The organism is Saccharospirillum sp. ABV4_185 (assembly GCF_056159245.1).
Map to the genome: position 1 here is coordinate 145,168 of NZ_JBSWUW010000002.1, position 17,583 is coordinate 162,750.

The window sequence follows — 17,583 nt, forward strand, 5'->3', positions numbered from 1 at the left end:
GTTACAATCCGCGCCCGAATTTGTCGATGGGAGTAACCGGTGTTCGATCCTAAAGCCATCCTGGCGCAACTGACGTCTGAAGAAAAAGTTCAACTCTTATGTGGCCTGGATGCCTGGCATTTGCACGGCATTGAACGCCTGGATATTCCTGCCGTTACCCTGACCGATGGGCCTCACGGCGTGCGCCTGAGCGCCTCTTCCACCCTCGATGGCAGCTCAGAACCGGCGACCGTGTTCCCGGTCGAAGCGGCCATGGGCGCCAGCTGGAACACCGAATTAATGAGCCAGGCGGCGGCAGCCATTGGTGATGAATGCCAGGCGCTGGGTGTGTCCGTTTTGCTCGGCCCAGGCTTGAACGGCAAGCGCACACCTCTGGGTGGCCGTAACTTCGAATACTTCTCCGAAGATCCTTTCCATACCGGTGCTATGGCGGCGGCTTTTGTGAATGGTTTGCAGAGCAAAGGTGTTGGCGCTTGCATCAAACACTTCGCCGGTAACGAACAGGAAACCCGCCGTTTTCTGATCAACGCTGAAATCGACGAGCGTACCTTGCAGGAACTCTACGTTGAGCCCTTTGCCAAGGCCATCCGTGAGGCGAATCCGTGGACGGTGATGGGCGCTTACAACGGCGTTAACGGTCCGCATGCCTGTCAGTCTCCCGATCTGCTGCAACGTATTCTGCGTGATCAGTTGGGTTATGAAGGCCTGGTAATGTCGGACTGGGTCGCGGTAAAAGACAAGGTGGCCTCTCACCTCAATGGTCTGGATCTGGAAATGCCCGGTCCGGCTGAACGCGATGAGCAATTACTGACAGCACTGACCAGCGGCGAGTTGCCAGAAAGTGTGCTGGACGAACACGCCTTGCGCGTGCTGGAACTGATTAATCGCAGCCTCGATAACCGCCGCGATGTAACACCCGATTGGAGCGCACATCACGAAATCGCTGTGCAGTTGGCAACCGAAAGTGCCGTTTTGCTGAAAAACGACCAGCAGCAGTTACCGTTAAACAGCAACCAGCGTTTGGCGGTGATTGGTGATTTCGCGCAAAACCCGCGCTTCCAGGGCGGCGGCAGTTCGCATATGACAGCCCGCCAACTGAGCGATGCACTGAGCGCCATCGGTGCGCGTGCGGAAATCGATTTCGCCCCGGGTTACACCGAAATGAGCGTCAGTGAAGCGCAGAAAAATGAAGCGGTTGCTCTGGCCAGCGACGCCGATGCCGTGGTGTTACTGACCGGCACCACCGACGCCATGGAAAGCGAAGGCTTTGACCGCGCCAACATGAAACTGGCGCCGGATCATATTGAATTGATTAAGGCGGTAGCGGCGGTAAATAAAAATCTGATCGTGGTCTTGCACGCCGGTTCTGCTGTGGAAACCCGTCAGTTTGAAGCCGAGGTGCCGGCGCTGTTGCAAGCCTGGTTACCGGGTGAAGGCGGTGGCGAAGCGCTGGCGCGTTTGTTGTTTGGCGAGGCCAACCCATCGGGCAAACTGAGTGAAAGTTTTCCGATTCGCCTGGAACATAACCCGACCTATGAGACCTTCCCGGGCACCAAGGCAACGGTCGAATACAGCGAAGGTTTGTTCACCGGTTATCGCTATTACGACACTAAAGAATTGCCGGTGCAGTATCCTTTTGGTCATGGCCTGAGCTACAGCCAGTTTGAACTGTCTGAACCACAATACGATGCTAGCGCGCGTCGCGTCAGCGTGACCGTCACCAACATCGGTGATCGTGCCGGTGCGGAAGTGGTGCAGCTCTATATTCACGACCAGAAGAGTACTTATCGTCGCCCGGTGCACGAACTGAAAGGCTTTTCCAAAATCTATCTGGAAGCCGGACAATCACAGACCGTCAGCATCGATCTGGACGTTCACGCCTTCGCCTATTTCGTGCCGCATCTGGGTCGCTTCGCTGAGGAAAGCGGCCGCTTCGAATTGCGCGTCGGTGTATCGTCACGCGATATTCGCGCGACCTTGTGGGTGGATATTGAATCCGATACCGAGGTGAGAATTTTACCGAACCTGACCGACACCGTGGCGGATTGGTTGAACGACAGTCGCACCAAATCAACCATGCAGGGCGTCTTCGATCGTCTCGGTTTTAACAGCGAACACCAGATGTATGGCATTGCCCTGGGTTTTCCGATTCCGCAGTTGATCGATTTTATTCCGCAGATGGGCTTCAGCCAGGCTGAGGCTGAGCAAACACGGCAGGATTTGACGGCGACGTTCGAACGACTGAAATAAGTTAAACGAATTTAACAAAGCCCCCGTCGATGTGCTTCGGCGGGGGCTTTTTTTTACGCAGTTGTTAAGGCAACAGAACGGTTGAGCCGGTGGTCTTGCGCGCTTCCAGATCACGGTGCGCCTGGGCCACATCTTTGAGCGCATAGGTTTGGTTCACATGGATGGTGACGTCGCCGCGACCGACCATATCGAACAAACGCTCCGCGCCTTCTTCGAGCAAAGCGCGGGTGCTGATGTGGGTGGCGAGCGTCGGCCGGGTGACATAGAGCGAACCTTTGGGCGCCAGTATGCCGGGGCTGAAAGGATCGACCGGGCCGGTGGCGTTGCCGTAGGAGGCCAGCACACCAAAGGGACGCAGCGCATCGAGCGAGGCTTCGAAGGTGGCCTTGCCGATGGAATCGTAAGCGGCCGCTACGCCTTCACCGCCGGTCAGTTCGCGCGCGCGTTCGGCGATATTCTCTTCGCTGTAATTAATGATGTGATCGGCACCGGCGGCCTTAGCCAGTTCACCCTTATCAGCCGAACCGACACAACCGATCACCACAGCGCCCAGTTGCTTGGCCCACTGAGTGAGGATCTGACCGACACCGCCGGCGGCGGCATAAACCAGAACCGGATCGCCGGCTTTGACCGGATAAGTGCGGTACAGCAGATAGTGTGCGGTGAGACCTTTAAGCATCATGGCCGCGGCGGTCTGGTCGGCAATGTTATTAGGCAGTTTGAGCAGTTTTTCTGCTGGTATCAGCCGCGCTTCGGCATAGGCGCCGGGGCACATCGGGTAAGCCACCCGGTCACCTTCTTGTAAACCGGTGACGCCGCTGCCGACGGCTTCGACCACACCAGCGCCTTCCTGCCCAAGCACGGCGGGGAAGTTAGCCGTGGGATAGAGACCGGTGCGGAAATAGACGTCGATGTAGTTGAGGCCGACGGCGGTCTGCTTGATCCGAACTGCGCCCGGACCGGGATCTCCGACTTGAATTTCTTCCCATTTGAAGACCTCGGGGCCGCCGTTCTGGTGAATGCGGATGGCGTGCGTCATGACCTCTCCTGAATCGATTCGGTTGTTTTTCGGTGTTGGTTTGGTGAGTGATGGCGGCAGTTTACTCTGTTGCCGTGCCAGCATCACCCAGCCTTGCGGCGACGGTTCGCAGCGGGTTTGCGACGCGATGTTTTCCGTTGCCCGCGGCGCGGTGGTTTGCCCAGGCCGGCGAGACCCGCCGGTTGCCAGGAACGCAGCGTGCCGGTCAGCTCCTGCAACTCGCTGACCAAGGGTTGCATGAGCGTTTCATAACGCGCCTGGCCGCTTGCGATATCACCGAGAATGGACTCCCAGCGCGCGGTGCGATCTGGCAGCGTCAGGCTTTGCGGCAGCGCATTGATCAGCGCTTTGCCAGCCTCGGTAGCATGCAAGGCTTTGCCCTGGCGGTGCAGAAAACCGCGCTTGAACAGCACTTCGAGAATACTGGCGCGGGTGGCTTCGGTGCCCAGACCGTCAGTTTCTTTGAGGACCTTTTTCAGCTCAGTGTCGGCGACAAAACGGCTGATGCCGGTCATGGCAGCCAGCAAGGTGGCTTCGGTAAAGGGTTTGGGTGGTTGAGTTTCTTTTTCGCGGATCTCGGCGCTTGCACAGTGAACCTGGTCGCCTTCCTTCAAAGAGGGCAAAACCGTTTCGGCTTCGTCTTGTTTGCTGGGAAATAAGGCTTTCCAACCGGCTGTCAGTGTTTGCTTGGCCTGGGCGCGAAACAGCCCGCCGGCCAGCCGTGCTTCGATTTTTTGTTCGCGGCGCTGCCAGGCCGGCAGGAACTGCGCCAGATAGGCGCGGCTGACCAGATAATAAATTTTTGCCTCGTCTTCACTGAGCCGGGTCACGATTTTACCGGTGGGAATGATGGCGTGGTGTGCGCCGACCTTGGCGTCGTTCCAGGTACGGCTTTTCTGGCTGAGATTCAGTTGCGGCCAGGCGGCGTCGAGGCGGTTGTCGTTCAACGCCTTCAGGCTGGCGCGAATGGCGCTGGTGACTTGGCCAGCCTCAGTATGATGTTCGCTGGGCAGATAGCGACAGTCCGAGCGCGGGTAGGTAATGGCCTGGTGTTTTTCGTACAGACTCTGCGCCAGATCGAGCACTTTTTGCGCGCTTAAACCCAACACCTTGTTGGCTTCCATCTGCAAGTTCGACAGGCTCGGCGGCAGCGGTGCATTCTGATTGCTGGTGTTTGCAGTGGCCAGGGTGATGGCGCCGTCCTGCCCCTGAACCGTTTTCACCACGTGCTCAGCCAGTGGTCGCGACAGGTTACGACCATCATCATCGAGCCAGGCTTCACAGGCCTCGCTTGGTTGCCACTGGGCGGCAAAACCTTCGCCGGCCTGGGTTGTTAGTTGTGCCCAGACTTCGTAATAGGGTCGGCTGGTAAAGGCGTCGATGGCGCGATCGCGATCGACCACCAAACCCAGGACCGGTGTCTGCACCCGGCCGATGGAGAGCACGCCCTGATAACCCGCATTGCGGCCACCCAATGTGACCGCCCGGGTCAGGTTGATGCCATACAGCCAGTCGGCGCGTGCCCGTGCCAGCGCTGAAACAGATAAGGGTTGGAAGTCGCGGTTGGGTTGCAGTTTATCCAAGGCACGTTTCACCGCGCTTGGGTTCAAATCGTTGATCAGGCAGCGTTGGGTGCTGTCGAGTTTGTGCTTCGGCACTTTCAAATAATGCAGCACTTCATCGACTAACAGCTGACCTTCGCGGTCCGGGTCGCCGGCGTGAATCAGTTGATCCGCCTGTTTAACCAGCTTGCGCACCACCGCAAGCTGTTTGGCGGTCTGGCGTTTGGCCTGGTATTGCCATTGGTCAGGCAGAATGGGCAGGGTATTGAACGACCATTGCTTGAAAGCCGGATCGTAGGCGTCGGGCTCGGCCTGCTCCAGCAGGTGGCCAATGCACCAGGTCACCACCGCATCGCCGACGATCACGCAGCCGTCCTGGCGTTGCTGTTGACCGGGCAGGGCGGCGGCAATGGCGCGTCCGAGGCTGGGTTTTTCGGCGATAAATAAGCGCATGGCAATCAGCGTAAAAAATATGGATGTATATACAGGATTGGCTCGTGCCGTCCAGCGCAAGGCGCGGCCCCTACTCAGCGCGGCCCAAACCGGTATAATCGCCGCTTTGGCAAACCCCATTCTCCTGCCGAGCGATTTCCGGAGTCCGCATTCTGATGAGTGACAAGCCGTCCAACTTTCTCGCCACCCTGATCGAAGACGACCTGAACAGTGGTAAGCACGACAAAATCGTGACCCGCTTTCCGCCAGAGCCCAATGGCTATCTGCACATTGGTCATGCCAAATCCATCTGCGTCAATTTCGGTCTGGCCGAGCAATTTGGCGGCGTGTGCAATTTGCGTTTTGACGACACCAATCCGGAAAAAGAAGAGCAGGAATACATCGACTCGATCAAAGCCGATATTAACTGGCTCGGTTTTGAATGGGTGGGTAAAGAAAAATACACCTCCGATTATTTTGATCAGCTGTACGACTGGGCGGTCGAACTGATTAAAAACGGCGATGCCTACGTCTGCGATCTCAGCGGCGAAGAAGCGCGCGAATACCGCGGCACCTTGACGGAGCCGGGTCGCAACAGTCCTTATCGTGAGCGCAGCGCCGAGGAAAACCTCGATCTGTTTGCGCGTATGAAAAACGGCGAGTTCGATGATGGTGCCAAATCATTGCGCGCCAAAATTGATATGGCGGCACCGAACATGAATCTGCGTGATCCGGTGTTGTATCGCATTCGTCGCAAGGAACATCATCAGACCGGCAACAAATGGTGCATCTATCCGAGCTACGATTTTGCCCATGGTCAGTCCGATGCGCTGGAAGGTGTGACGCACTCAATCTGTACGCTGGAATTCGAAGATCACCGTCCGCTTTATGACTGGTTTATCGAAAAACTGCCGGTGCCGGCGGTACCGCATCAGTACGAATTTGCGCGGCTTAATGTGAACTACACCGTGACGTCCAAGCGCAAGTTGAAGCGTTTGGTTGATGAGGGTGTGGTCGATGGTTGGGACGACCCGCGTATGCCGACCATCAGTGGCATGCGCCGGCGCGGTATTACTCCAGCGGCGCTGCGTCACTTCGCCGATATGGTTGGCACCAGCCGCGCCGGTGGCGTGGTGGATTTGGGTATGCTCGACCATGCCATTCGTGAAGACCTGAATGATAACGCGCCGCGGGCCATGGCGGTGTTGAATCCGTTGAAGATCGTGCTGACCAACTTGCCGGATAATCACCGCGAAGTGTTCACCGCGGCAGGTCATCCAAATCGCAGCGATCTGGGTGAGCGTGAGTTGCCGTTCACCCGCGAAATCTATATCGACCGCTCCGACTTCAATGAAGATTCCAGCTTGTCGCGGAAGAAATTCAAGCGTCTGGTTTTGGGTGAATGGGTGCGTTTGCGCAACGCCTACATCATTCAGGCCGACGAAGTGATCAAGGACGCCAGCGGTGAAATTATTGAGATTCGCGCCACGGCTGTTGAAGGCACCGTCGGCGCCGATGCACCCGAAGGTGTGCGTCCTCGAGGGGTGATTCACTGGGTATCGGCCAGCGAAGGTTTGCCGGCGGAAGTGCGTCTCTATGACCGGCTGTTCGATCACGAAACCCCGGATCGTGGTGGTGATGATTTTATGCAGTACATTAACGCTGAATCTCTGGCGACGCTCAGCAACTGTGTGGTCGAACCCAGCCTGGCGCAGGCCGCACCGGAAGCTGCCTTCCAGTTTGAGCGTGAAGGTTATTTTGTGCTCGACCGCTATGACGGCGGCAACGGCAAACTGGTGTTTAACAAGACCATCGGTTTGAAGGAAACCTGGACTCGAAAAGTATAAAAATTGATCAGCAATCTTTCTTATTGCGGATAATTTTTGTACTAGACTTGACCCGAAAAAGGAGTTTTTGGGTCAGGTTCACCGATGATCAAACGTATTCCTATCCGCAGCCTTAAAGTCGGAATGTACATCTCCGACATGAATACTGATTGGATTCCGCACTACAACTACAGTCGTCGCGGCAAAATCGGCTCCGACGCTGTGGTCGAAAAGATCCGCAAGCTCGGCGTTCGCGAAGTCTATATCGATACCAGTAAAGGCCTGGATTCACCCGACGGCGTGCCCTGGGAAGAGATCGAGCGCGACAACCACGCCCAGTTGCTCAAGGTTGGCGAGCAGACACCCTACAACCGTCCACGCGTTGAGCTGGCCAGCGAACGCGACCACGCCGATGCATTGCATGGCGAAGCCAAGACCCTGATCAATACTCTGATGGCGGACGTCAAACTGGGCCGCGCCATCGATATGGGCTCGGTTAATGGGGTCGCCGAGAGTTTACTGGAGTCGGTGTTTCGCAATCACAACGCCCTAACTTGTCTCGGTCGCATCCGTCATAAAGATTCCTATTTAATGGAACACTCGGTGAATTTGTCGGTGCTGATGTCGGTCTACGGTCGTTATCGCAAATTACCTTACGATGTGCTGCACCAGATTATGGTCGGTGCTTTGTTGCACGACATCGGCAAGACGATGATTCCCGATGAGGTCTTGCACAAACCTGATCGACTCAATGACGAAGAATTCGAAATCATTAAACGTCACGCGCTGTACAGTAAGGAAATTCTGGAGCAGACCGAGGGCGTGTCTGAACTGACTATTCAGGTTGCTGCGGAGCATCACGAAAAAATGGATGGCAGTGGTTATCCATTTGGGCTAAAGGGCGAGCAGATCAGCGAGTACGGACGCATGACGGCCATCGTCGATGTCTACGACGCCATTACCGCCGATCGTGTCTATCACCGGGGTATTCCGCCAACAGCCGCCATGAAAAAACTCATTGAATGGAGTGAGCATCATCTGGACCGGAAACTGGTGGATATTTTTATCCAATGTATGGGGATTTACCCGGTCGGTTCCTTGGTGGAAATGAACAGCGGTTTGATGGGCGTCGTTATCGAAATCAATGAACACGATCAGATGACGCCAACCGTACGTCTGTTTCAGAATTATCAATCCGGTCAGCCGGTTCCCTGGCGAGTGCTGGACTTATCGGTACCGGGCTGTCAGGACGCCATTAAACGCGCCCTCGATCCACTGAAAGAAGGCGTGCAACTGGCGCAGTACATCTGATCGAGGTCAGTGGCGTTACTGGTTCTGACCGGGCTTGCCAAGCGCTTCGTCGATGCAATCAATAATGTGCAGTAATTGATGGGCGGGCAGGTCGCGTTGCTGATCAAAATACTGATCGGCGTAGGGCTTAACCAGCGCACCACAGGGCAGGGCTCTATCGGCTTCAAGCAGCGCACGCAGGCGTTGGATGTAGATCCATTGCAACCACTGTGGCAGCGACAGCGTATCGACTGCAAAGGGCGCGGTGCTGGCCAGGGCTTCGGCGCGAGGTGGAACGTCACTCCACAAATTCAGCCGACGCAGTTCGGTTTCCAGGTTGTCCAGTAAAGTTGCAATCTGAGCCACTGTCACTCCGGTGGTTTCGTTTATTGATAAAATGATTCGCGCTGAATTCTAGCGGTAACCGTCGAATCTGTCAGGCTGGCGGTTGAGCGTGTAGAATCGGCCCCGCTTTTTAACCAGTGTAGACAAAATGCAAGCCCCCACACGCCTCGGTGAATTTCTCGATCAAAGCGGTGCGCGCTACCGCTTGTTCGATCTCGGCAGTCAGTTAAGACGTCTGTCCCGTGAAGACTGGCAACGCTTTGATCAAGGCGGTGCCTATCCTTACCCCTACCTCAATCATGCCTGGTTGGTGTTGCTGTTGTGGCATCCGGATAATCGTCAGCAGCACGCCATCTGGTTTATGAAATTACCACTGGATGAACAGGCAGGTTTGCCGGCGCCCATTGCCGCCGATGTGCTAAACCGTTTAATGAAAGCGCTGGCCACCTCTGATGCCGATGAGCGCCAACGCCTGTTGACCGACCATCCGTATCAGTTCAAACCGGACGACGCCAAGATGGCCGCGCTGCATGCGCGCGCCGGTCGTATTCTCGGTGCGCCGCCGAGTCAATATTATGACGATGCTTATGACTATCTGCTCGGTTCGGCCGAGCCGGACAGCTGGCAGGCCTTAGGTCTGCAAGGCATCGCTGAGGTTTTGGAGTCGGCCGATGACAAGGCGCAAAAACAGCTGGCACAGCGGCTGACTCAGTTGCCGCTGGAACCACGGCTGCAGGTGTTGCAAATGCTGGAACATCATCGTCCGGTATTGGCCTTGACCGAGGCCATCATTGCGCTGGCTGATGCGCAGGCAGAGGTCGCGCAGGATACCGCGGCGCTGCGTGCCTTGTCGCAAAGTGATGCCATGGGTCTGGTGCGTGGCTTTATCAGTCGGGCGCTGAATCGCCATCCGGATGCGCTCGATCTGGTACTGGCGTTATTGAGCCGACATCCCGCTTTGCTGGACGATACTGAGTTGAGTCTGGTGGCGTTGGATCGTCTGGCGCAGTTGGCCGATCAGGATGGCTTTAATCGAGTGGTGCAGGGTTTGGCGTTACAACCGGGGTTGGCCGGTTTGGTGTTGCAGGTGATGCGTCACCCCAATCGATCAGAACGACTGGCAGTTGCCATTGGTGGTTTGCTTGATGCAAAGCGGAGTGTGCAATGAGCGCCTGTCCTTGCGGTCGTCCGGCCGATTACCGCCAGTGTTGCGGTCGTTATCTTGAGCAAGGCGCCAGAGTGCCGGACTGTGAAACGCTGATGCGCAGTCGTTATACCGCCTTTGTTCGACAAGACTTGTCGTACTTGTTAGCGAGTTGGCATCCAACGAGCTGTCCGGATTTGCAACAGGCTGATCTGGAAGGGTCGACTTGGCTGGGATTAGAAGTACTGCGCAGCAAAACCGGTTTTAAAAAAGGCTACGTCGAATTTCGTGCGCGCTATCGCGATGAACATAAAACAGAGCATAGCCTGCATGAAATTTCCCGCTTTACGCAGCATAAAAAGCGCTGGGTTTATCTCGATGAAATCGACGCCTGGCCGGGCGATTAATAATTGCGCTGCATCAGATTATTCGGCTCGGTAACTGCTTCAAAACCATAGCGTTGGTACAGGCTGGCTGCCGTCTTGGTGGCCAGCATAAAGCGACGTAATCCTTGCAGTCGCTCATCGGCCAGTACCGCTTCAACCAACTGCTTACCCAACCCCTGTCCCTGTGCTTGCGGTACGATAAAAACATCGGCGAGATAGGCAAAGTGCACCTGGTCGGTGGTTACGCGGGCAAAGCCAATTTGCTGACCGTCGCGGTAAATTCCCCAGCACAATGAATGTTCAATGGCACGGGCAACGCGTTCGCGTGTAATACCCGGGCTCCAATAACTGTTGGTCAAAAAGTCGTGAATAACATCCAGGTCAAGACGGTTTTTATCGCTGCTGATTTCGATAGTCATGCCAGTATCTCGCTCACCGATTTCAATTCGCCGCTGCGGAAAGAGCCAGCAATGATTTGTATCACCGCAGCAGCGACACGGTCCGGTTCGACCAGAGCGCCCTGTTGCTGAAAGGCGCGGAATTCTTCCACGTCGGCAAACTGACTGGTGTCGCTGGCGCGGATTTCGGCCTGCATTTCGGTGTCGATCAATCCCGGGCTGATGCTGAGACTTTGGATCGGATAGCTTGCGTTTTGTTGTTCTTCGGCAATCGATTCGGCCAGCCGTTCCAGACCGGATTTCGCCAGACAGTACAGACTCCAGCCGCCAATACCGGTTTGGGCCGCACCGGAGGAAATAACCGCCAGGGTTTTGCGCGCCGGCGAGTGTTGAAAGTGTTGCAAGAATAATCCGGCAGCCGAGACATTTAATGTCAGATTCACATCCAGGTTCTGCCACCAGTCGCGCGGTACGCTGGATGACAGTGGACCTATGGGGCCGATCTGAGCCGCGTTGAGAATCAACACAACTTCATCCCAGTCGCTTTGTGACTGTTCGCGGAAGCTTGCATCAAGGCTATCGACAGCTGACTCGCGGCGACTGAAGTCGGCATCGATATGAGCGTCGCCGGAACCGGAGCGGGAGAACTCGCGCACTGTCCAGCCTTGTTGTTGATACTGCTTAACCAGCTCGGCGCCGAGACCGCGTGAGCCACCAGTCATCAGGCAGAGTTTATTACTCATCGTTGTTCTCCTAAGGCGTTGGCGACCGCCTGTTTCAATGGCGGAAGAATATCAGTTTCGAACCAGGGGTTGCGCTTTAGCCAGGCATTGTTGCGTGGGCTTGGGTGCGGTAAAGCCTGATGATGATGGCTCAAGCCAGCACGGACCGCGCTGCTCAGATCGGTGGCCTCGGGCCAGTGCCAGTTCAAGGCGTGACGACCGATGATCAGCGTCAGCCGCAGCGATGTCAGTTGCTCAAGCAAGGCTTCTCGCCAGGCTGGCGCACATTCCGGACGCGGCGGCGCGTCGCCACTGTTGGCCCGGCCGGGGTAGCAAAAACCCATGGGGATGATGGCCACCTGGGTCGGGTCGTAAAACTGCGTTTGATTCAGTCCGAGCCAGTTACGCAGACGTTCACCACTGGCATCGACAAACGGCTGACCCGCCTGGTGCGCCCGCCGTCCTGGTGCCTGCCCGGCAATCAATAAGCGGGCCCGCCGATCGAATTGCAGGATGGGGAGGGGCGGTTCGGGTAGATAATCTGCGCACAGTCGGCAGGCGCGGACCCGATCGATCAGTTCGATGTTCATGGCGTTACTTTATCATGCTCATAACACGCCCATAACATGCCCAGAGTCGTCAATTGACCCTTGAAATAGTTGACCAAAGCACTCAGGTATAGCGCCAGATCAGTACGCTTCACCTGCCGAGGTATGCATGGAAACCAGCCTGAAAATATCCACCGCCGCGCGCGACTTTCTCAATCAGCTTTTGGCGCGTCAGAAAGTGGAAGGTATGGCCGCGCGCTTGTTTGTCAGCGACCCAGGTACACCGCGTGCCGAAACCTGTCTGGCCTATTGTCGTCCCGGTGAAGAACAGCCGACCGATACCCGTCTGGAAGTCGGCGAAGGCCTGGTGTTATTTCTGGAAAAAGCCAGCCTGCCTTATTTGAAAGACCTGGAAATGGGCATTCAGGAAGATGAACGCGGTCAGCGACTGACCATCAAGGCCCCCAATGCTAAAACCCCCGGCAGCGTTGGCGATAGCCGTATTCTGCTGCGCGATTGCGCGGCACGACAGGTGCCGTCGGGTGCGGCAACCACCTTGCCCGAAGGCGCCGAAGTACGCATCACCCAGTCGCTCGGTGGCAGTTATACGCTGATTTACGGCGGCAATATGGTGCGCGTCGATGGCAGCGACGCCGATGCTTTGGGACTGGAGCCTAATGGCCTCAGCTTTGAGGCGCCGGCCGATGGTCGCATCAGTGAGGAGCAGGTTTGGCAGGCGTTGGCGACGGTCTATGACCCGGAAATTCCGGTCGACATCGTTAATCTCGGTCTGGTTTATAAGCTCGATATCGATCAGCAAAAACACAGCGTTGCCGTTGAGATGACGCTGACCGCGCCCGGCTGCGGCATGGGTGATGTGCTGGTCGGCGATGTGAAATTCCGTCTGGCTCAGGTTCCGCATGTGCAGCAAACGGATGTCGAGCTGGTGTTCGACCCGCCCTGGCAGCAGCACATGATGAGCGAAGAAGCCCGACTGGAAACCGGGCTGTTTTTCTAAACGGCCAACCGGGCTGTTTTTCTAACATTTTCCGGCGGGCTCAACGGTTTGTTTAGGAGCCCGGTTCGGTTAAAAATCCCAACGACTGTATACCCGAGCGCTGAATCGCCGCCATGGTTTTGGCGACGTGTTCGTAGGCGACGGCGCGATCGCCACGCAAATGAATCGGCGGTTGCGGGTCCCGTGCCGCCGCTACGGCCAGCCGGCTTTCCAGTTCGTCGAAACTCACCGCGGTACTGTTCCAACTCAAATCACCGCCGGCGCCGACCGAAATGGTAATGGTGTCGGGCGTGGCTTCGGTGGGGGTGTTATCGGCTTCCGGCAAATCCAGATTCACCGAATGGGTAATCACCGGCACAGTGATGATAAAGATGATCAGCAGCACCAACATAACATCCACCAGCGGTGTCATATTGATTTCGCTCATGACCTCGTCGTCTTGATTGCTGCCGCCAAAGGCCATCTCAGTTCGCTCCTCTTTTGCCGCTTTTAATCACTGTCGGTGTGCCGGTAATCAGATAGGCGTGCAGTTGGCTGGCAAAGCGATCCAGGCGTCCCAGAATGCCTTTGTTGCCGCGCGTGATGGCGTTGTAACCGAGCACGGCGGGTATCGCCACGGCCAGACCGAAGGCGGTCATGATCAGCGCTTCACCGACCGGACCTGCCACCTTATCGATGCTGGCCTGGCCGGACACGCCAATACCGACCAGGGCGTGATAAATCCCCCAGACGGTGCCGAACAAACCGACAAAAGGCGCGGTCGAACCGACCGATGCGAGTATCGCCAGACCGCGTTGCATGCGTTCACGGCTTTCATCGAGCGCGCTGCCGATGGCGGTGGTCAGCCAGTCGGTCAGCGGTAACTGACTGTTGAGGTTATCGCCGTGAGTGCGGTGATAGTCGAGCGCATCGCGGCCTTTGACCGCCAGCAACCGATAGGGGTTTTGTGGCGTGGCCGGTTGCAGGCGCTCCAGCGCCTCGTTGAAATCGTGCGCCTGCCAGAAGGCATCGAGCGATTTCGCCTGGCGCCGCAGCCGCCACAGATCGAGACCACGGATCACGATCACCAGCCAGCTGGCTACGGACATCAACAGCAGCAGGATGGCCACACCCTTGATGATGGCGTCGCCTTGGGTCCACAGAGCTTCCAGGCCATAAGGATTATCCAGTGTGGTTTCATGCATCACAGCGTGCTCACTTCAGTTCGAAATTGATGGGTTGGCGGAACCAGTAATCAATGGCTTCACCGTTCTGTGTGGCCGGCACATAGCGCCAGCGCCGTACCGCCTCCATGGCGGTCTCGTCGAGACGGTCGTAGCCGCTGGACTCGAGCAGGCGAATATCACCCACGCTGCCATCGGCGAGAATCAACACTTCCAGGACCACCTCACCTTCATGGCCCAGCCGCGCTGAGCGCCGTGGATAGGCGGGCGATGGATTGTCCAGATGGGCGGCATCTGAGCGCGGCGCGACGATGGGCGCGCCCTCGGTTGCGGCGTTTTTGGTATCAAGGTCCGCCAGAGCTTCATTGACCTGCTGGGTCGACGCCTGTTCAGTTTCCGGTTCCGGTTCCGGTTCCGGTTCCGGTTCCGGTATTGGCTCGGGCTCGGGAATGGGTTCGGGTTTTGGAACAGGCTCCGGTTCGGGCTCGGGAATAGGTTCTGGCTCAGGCTCGGGTGCCGGCTCTTGCACGGGTTCAGGTTCTGGCTCGGGTTTAGGTTCCGGCGGTGTTGCCACTGCAGCCGGTGCCTGAACCGATTCCGCCGGCGGCACCGGTATCAGCATACCGCTGACGGTCGGTGGTTTAACCACCGGCGAATCCTCAGGACCGGCCAGAAAAGCCGATGCCAGAACGGCGGCATGCAGACCGATGACGAACAGGAAGACAGCAATATTCAGGCTGAGCTGGCGCCATTGGGTTGGGCTGTCATTCATCGTGAGTCGTCGTTTGCCATCTGGTGAAAGTAAGTTGGGTATAAGCCGGTGTTTCCTGCCGCTGTCGATCCATACCAATGCAGGCGGGCGCCAAGCTTAAAGTTGCCAAGAACAACTATCAAGAGCGGTTGAGAGGCAATCTCAATTTCCAGGTTCAAGCAGTCGCCGGCTGCCAGTGAACTTTAACAAGCAATGAGTACTATCCAAGCCGCCGTTTAGGTCCAGCCATGTTCTCCCGTCAGGCCGAGCTCGTTTTGTGACGATCCTGGCCTTTTCTGTCTGGTCAGTGTCATCGCCTTTGGTCAGAATGGCGCTCGAATGACAGAGGGAAAATTCCATGGGCTGTTCTGATCGTCCGGGCCTGATGCCGTTGGCAGATGGGCTTGCGCATTTACTCGACCTTCTGGTGCCGCTTGCCGGCGCTGAAAGCGTTGCCTTGAGCGACAGTCTTGGCCGGGTGACCGCTACCACCATCCGCGCTGAAGCGCCGGTGCCGGCCTGGGATAATTCGGCGATGGATGGCTACGCCTTGCGTCGCGCTGATCTGCTGGCCGATAAACCGCTGCCGGTTCAGGGCCGTTCGCTGGCCGGCCAGCCTTACACCGAACCGCTCAGACCCGGCTATTGCATCAGAGTGATGACCGGTGCCGTGCTGCCCGCCGGTTGCGACGCCGTGGTAATGCAGGAAGACGCCGAGCTCAGCGATGCCGGAGTGACGTTCGACAAGGTCCCGGAAGCAGGTAATAACATCCGCCGCGCGGGTGAAGACTGCCGAACGGGTGATCGACTGCTGCCCGAAGGCCACCGCATCCGGCCCCAGGATGTGGCGTTGTTGGCCAGTGTCGGTTGCGCTGAAGTGAGCGTGCGACCGCAACTGAAGGTGGGTCTGTTGGCGACTGGCGATGAACTGCGCCAACCGCATGAAACTCTGGGCATAGGTGATCTTTATGATTCCAACCGGCCAGCGCTGCACGCCATGCTGAGTCGTTTGGGGGTTGAGGTGCACGATTATGGCGTGATCGCCGACGATCCCGAGCAATTGCGCAGCGTGCTGCAACAGGCCGATGCTGACTGTGACCTGGTGATTACCAGTGGTGGTGTCAGCGTCGGTGAGGCCGATTACACCCGCCAGATTCTCGGCGAGCTGGGGGAGATTGAAATCTGGAAGCTGGCGATCAAGCCAGGCAAGCCTTTGGCCTTTGGTCGTCTGAGCAACAGTTGGTTTATTGGCCTGCCGGGCAACCCGGTGTCGTCTCTGGTGACCTTCCATCTGGTCGCCACGCGCGCTATCCGCAAGCTGCAAGGTCAGCCGGATAAAGCGCTGCCGACGTTGGTTGCCACCACGACTGAGGCCATTAAAAAAACGCCGGGCCGGATGGATTTTCAGCGCGGTGTCTGGTGTCAGACTGACAGGGGTGTTGAAGTGCGACCAACGCGCACTCAGCAGGCTTCACACATTCTCGGTTCGATGACCGAGGCCAATTGCTACATCGCACTGGAGCAGGAGCGCGGCCCGGTTGAGCCGGGCGAGACGGTGACGCTGTGGTTGTTTGACGAACTGTTCGGCAGCTAAGCGTTACGCCAGCCGCTGCCGGTTCTTGCGCACCTGCCCGGGCGCTTCGCCGAACACACGTTTGAACGCCCGGCTGAACGCGGCTTCGCTGCGATACCCCAAACGATCGGCCACCGTCATCATCGAATCTGAGCTGTTTTCCAGTTGCAGCCTCGCCGTCTGCATGCGCCAGCGAGTCAGGTAGCGCATCGCCGGTTCGCCCATCAATTCGGTAAAACGCGCACTGAAACCCGAACGCGACAGGCTGGCCAGTTGCGCCAGTCTTTCAATCGTCCAGTCCTGCTGCGGATGCCGGTGCATGGCCGCCAGCGCGCGGCCGAGCTGTTTGTCGCGCAGCGTCGCCAGCCAGCCAGTACTGGCCTGGGGGCTGTTGCGCAGCCAGTTGCGGATGACCTGAATGATCAGAATGTCGGTCAGATGCGACATCACCGTCTCACCGCCGGGGCTGAGCTGCTGCGCTTCATAGGCCATATAACGCAGCGTGCTTTGCAGCCAGCTGCCTTCCGCTTCCTCCCAGCTATTGATCACCATCACCGATGGCAACGAGCGAATCAGTTGCTGGCCGGCGGCGTGGTCGAAGCGGGCCACGCAGCAGATGGCGCGGCAGATCTCGCCATCGCCACCAAACTGCATAATGTCGTAGCGTTCGCTGATGTGCTGCGCCGGAATATCAAACAGCGGCGTCACCGCGCTATCCGGGGTGCTGGCGATGCAATGGCCGCGACCGTGCGGCAGCATCACCAGGCTGCCTTGGGGCAGATGCACCGGCGGCTCGCCATCGGGCAGCGTCAACCAGCAATGACCGGCGGTGACGACGTGAATCATCAGACAGTCGTCGAACGGCGGCATCTCGATGCCCCAGGGCGCGCGCAGTTCCGATTGGCAATAGAAAATGCCGCTGAGTTTCAGCAGGTGCAGGGCTTCGCCTAAATAGTCGTTGTGTTCGGGCACCACCGGTTGATCCGTCATCGCTTTCACCTGGATGTGGGTTGGCTAAATCATCGCTTATTTTGATCGAAAATCCATTATCTTTGGATTTTTGATCAAGGAGTCCGGTGTTCTGGTTATAGTCAGTCCAGCGGCCTGCGCCAACAATAGCGTCTCTTCATCCACCC

The 17,583-nt window shown here is 57.3% G+C and carries 17 protein-coding genes; 7 read left to right on the plus strand and 10 right to left on the minus strand.

Translation table 11 applies throughout. The features are described 5' to 3' along the window. The first annotated feature begins 39 nt into the window (after positions 1 to 39). Positions 40 to 2,250 carry a beta-glucosidase gene (locus tag ACXAE6_RS17820; protein ID WP_475152340.1) on the plus strand — a complete coding sequence of 737 codons (2,211 nt, stop codon included), beginning with the start codon at positions 40 to 42 and terminating at the stop codon, positions 2,248 to 2,250. 64 nt (positions 2,251 to 2,314) lie between these two features. Here ACXAE6_RS17820 and ACXAE6_RS17825 read toward each other — a convergent pair whose 3' ends face one another. Together ACXAE6_RS17825 and ACXAE6_RS17830 are read right to left on the minus strand one after the other, a co-directional pair. Continuing rightward, a complete protein-coding gene (locus ACXAE6_RS17825) occupies positions 2,315 to 3,289 on the minus strand; it encodes a quinone oxidoreductase family protein (RefSeq protein ID WP_475152344.1) in 975 nt (324 codons plus the stop codon). 83 nt (positions 3,290 to 3,372) lie between these two features. Further along, the gene (locus tag ACXAE6_RS17830) at positions 3,373 to 5,304 is read right to left on the minus strand and encodes a DNA topoisomerase III (RefSeq protein WP_475152349.1); all 1,932 of its coding nucleotides are present in this window, start codon (positions 5,302 to 5,304) and stop codon (positions 3,373 to 3,375) included. A gap of 155 nt (positions 5,305 to 5,459) precedes the next feature. Between ACXAE6_RS17830 and ACXAE6_RS17835 the strand changes: the two genes are divergently transcribed. After that, positions 5,460 to 7,130, plus strand: coding sequence for a glutamine--tRNA ligase/YqeY domain fusion protein (locus ACXAE6_RS17835; RefSeq protein WP_475152353.1), 1,671 nt, complete (start codon positions 5,460 to 5,462; stop codon positions 7,128 to 7,130). A gap of 84 nt (positions 7,131 to 7,214) precedes the next feature. Beyond that, complete coding sequence (locus ACXAE6_RS17840; protein WP_475152357.1) at positions 7,215 to 8,420, plus strand: HD-GYP domain-containing protein; 1,206 nt, start codon at positions 7,215 to 7,217, stop codon at positions 8,418 to 8,420. A 15-nt stretch (positions 8,421 to 8,435) separates the two neighbouring features. On the opposite strand, the gene ACXAE6_RS17845 is transcribed toward ACXAE6_RS17840, so the two are convergent. Beyond that, positions 8,436 to 8,765: a YqcC family protein gene (locus ACXAE6_RS17845; RefSeq protein WP_475152360.1), complete on the minus strand. Its 330-nt coding sequence runs from the start codon at positions 8,763 to 8,765 to the stop codon at positions 8,436 to 8,438. Between the two features lie 127 nt (positions 8,766 to 8,892). On the opposite strand from ACXAE6_RS17845, the gene ACXAE6_RS17850 reads away from it, so the two are divergent. Together ACXAE6_RS17850 and ACXAE6_RS17855 are read left to right on the plus strand one after the other, a co-directional pair. After that, a complete protein-coding gene (locus ACXAE6_RS17850; RefSeq protein ID WP_475152363.1) occupies positions 8,893 to 9,912 on the plus strand; it encodes a DUF3549 family protein in 1,020 nt (339 codons plus the stop codon). After that, complete coding sequence (locus ACXAE6_RS17855) at positions 9,909 to 10,295, plus strand: YchJ family protein (protein ID WP_475152367.1); 387 nt, start codon at positions 9,909 to 9,911, stop codon at positions 10,293 to 10,295. The genes ACXAE6_RS17850 and ACXAE6_RS17855 overlap by 4 nt, the downstream gene beginning before the upstream one ends. Here ACXAE6_RS17855 and ACXAE6_RS17860 read toward each other — a convergent pair. The 3 genes from ACXAE6_RS17860 to ACXAE6_RS17870 are packed head-to-tail and all read right to left on the minus strand — an operon-like array spanning position 10,292 to position 11,984. Continuing rightward, positions 10,292 to 10,693 (minus strand): GNAT family N-acetyltransferase, encoded by a 402-nt coding sequence (locus tag ACXAE6_RS17860; RefSeq protein WP_475152371.1) that lies wholly within the window; start codon positions 10,691 to 10,693, stop codon positions 10,292 to 10,294. The two genes, ACXAE6_RS17855 and ACXAE6_RS17860, sit on opposite strands and share 4 nt — an antisense overlap. Further along, the gene (locus tag ACXAE6_RS17865; protein ID WP_475152375.1) at positions 10,690 to 11,415 is read right to left on the minus strand and encodes an SDR family NAD(P)-dependent oxidoreductase; all 726 of its coding nucleotides are present in this window, start codon (positions 11,413 to 11,415) and stop codon (positions 10,690 to 10,692) included. Before ACXAE6_RS17865 ends, ACXAE6_RS17860 begins: the two co-directional genes overlap by 4 nt. Then, positions 11,412 to 11,984, minus strand: a complete 573-nt coding sequence (locus tag ACXAE6_RS17870) for a uracil-DNA glycosylase family protein (protein WP_475152381.1) — start codon at positions 11,982 to 11,984, stop codon at positions 11,412 to 11,414. The genes ACXAE6_RS17865 and ACXAE6_RS17870 overlap by 4 nt, the downstream gene beginning before the upstream one ends. Positions 11,985 to 12,111: 127 nt before the next feature. On the opposite strand from ACXAE6_RS17870, the gene sufT reads away from it, so the two are divergent. Continuing rightward, the gene (gene sufT / locus ACXAE6_RS17875; protein WP_475152386.1) at positions 12,112 to 12,960 is read left to right on the plus strand and encodes a putative Fe-S cluster assembly protein SufT; all 849 of its coding nucleotides are present in this window, start codon (positions 12,112 to 12,114) and stop codon (positions 12,958 to 12,960) included. 52 nt (positions 12,961 to 13,012) lie between these two features. Here sufT and ACXAE6_RS17880 read toward each other — a convergent pair whose 3' ends face one another. Genes ACXAE6_RS17880 through ACXAE6_RS17890 form a run of 3 tightly spaced genes read right to left on the minus strand, consistent with a single transcriptional unit; the run spans position 13,013 to position 14,895 of the window. Then, positions 13,013 to 13,423 (minus strand): ExbD/TolR family protein, encoded by a 411-nt coding sequence (locus ACXAE6_RS17880; RefSeq protein WP_475152390.1) that lies wholly within the window; start codon positions 13,421 to 13,423, stop codon positions 13,013 to 13,015. 1 nt (position 13,424) lies between these two features. Then, on the minus strand, positions 13,425 to 14,144 hold the full coding sequence (locus ACXAE6_RS17885) for a MotA/TolQ/ExbB proton channel family protein (protein WP_475152571.1): 720 nt from the start codon (positions 14,142 to 14,144) through the stop codon (positions 13,425 to 13,427). A gap of 10 nt (positions 14,145 to 14,154) precedes the next feature. Continuing rightward, on the minus strand, positions 14,155 to 14,895 hold the full coding sequence (locus tag ACXAE6_RS17890; protein ID WP_475152393.1) for an energy transducer TonB: 741 nt from the start codon (positions 14,893 to 14,895) through the stop codon (positions 14,155 to 14,157). A gap of 337 nt (positions 14,896 to 15,232) precedes the next feature. Between ACXAE6_RS17890 and moeA the strand changes: the two genes are divergently transcribed. Then, positions 15,233 to 16,468 (plus strand): molybdopterin molybdotransferase MoeA, encoded by a 1,236-nt coding sequence (moeA, locus tag ACXAE6_RS17895; protein ID WP_475152399.1) that lies wholly within the window; start codon positions 15,233 to 15,235, stop codon positions 16,466 to 16,468. 3 nt (positions 16,469 to 16,471) lie between these two features. Here moeA and ACXAE6_RS17900 read toward each other — a convergent pair whose 3' ends face one another. Further along, positions 16,472 to 17,437: an AraC family transcriptional regulator gene (locus ACXAE6_RS17900; protein WP_475152405.1), complete on the minus strand. Its 966-nt coding sequence runs from the start codon at positions 17,435 to 17,437 to the stop codon at positions 16,472 to 16,474. Positions 17,438 to 17,583 lie beyond the last annotated feature (146 nt).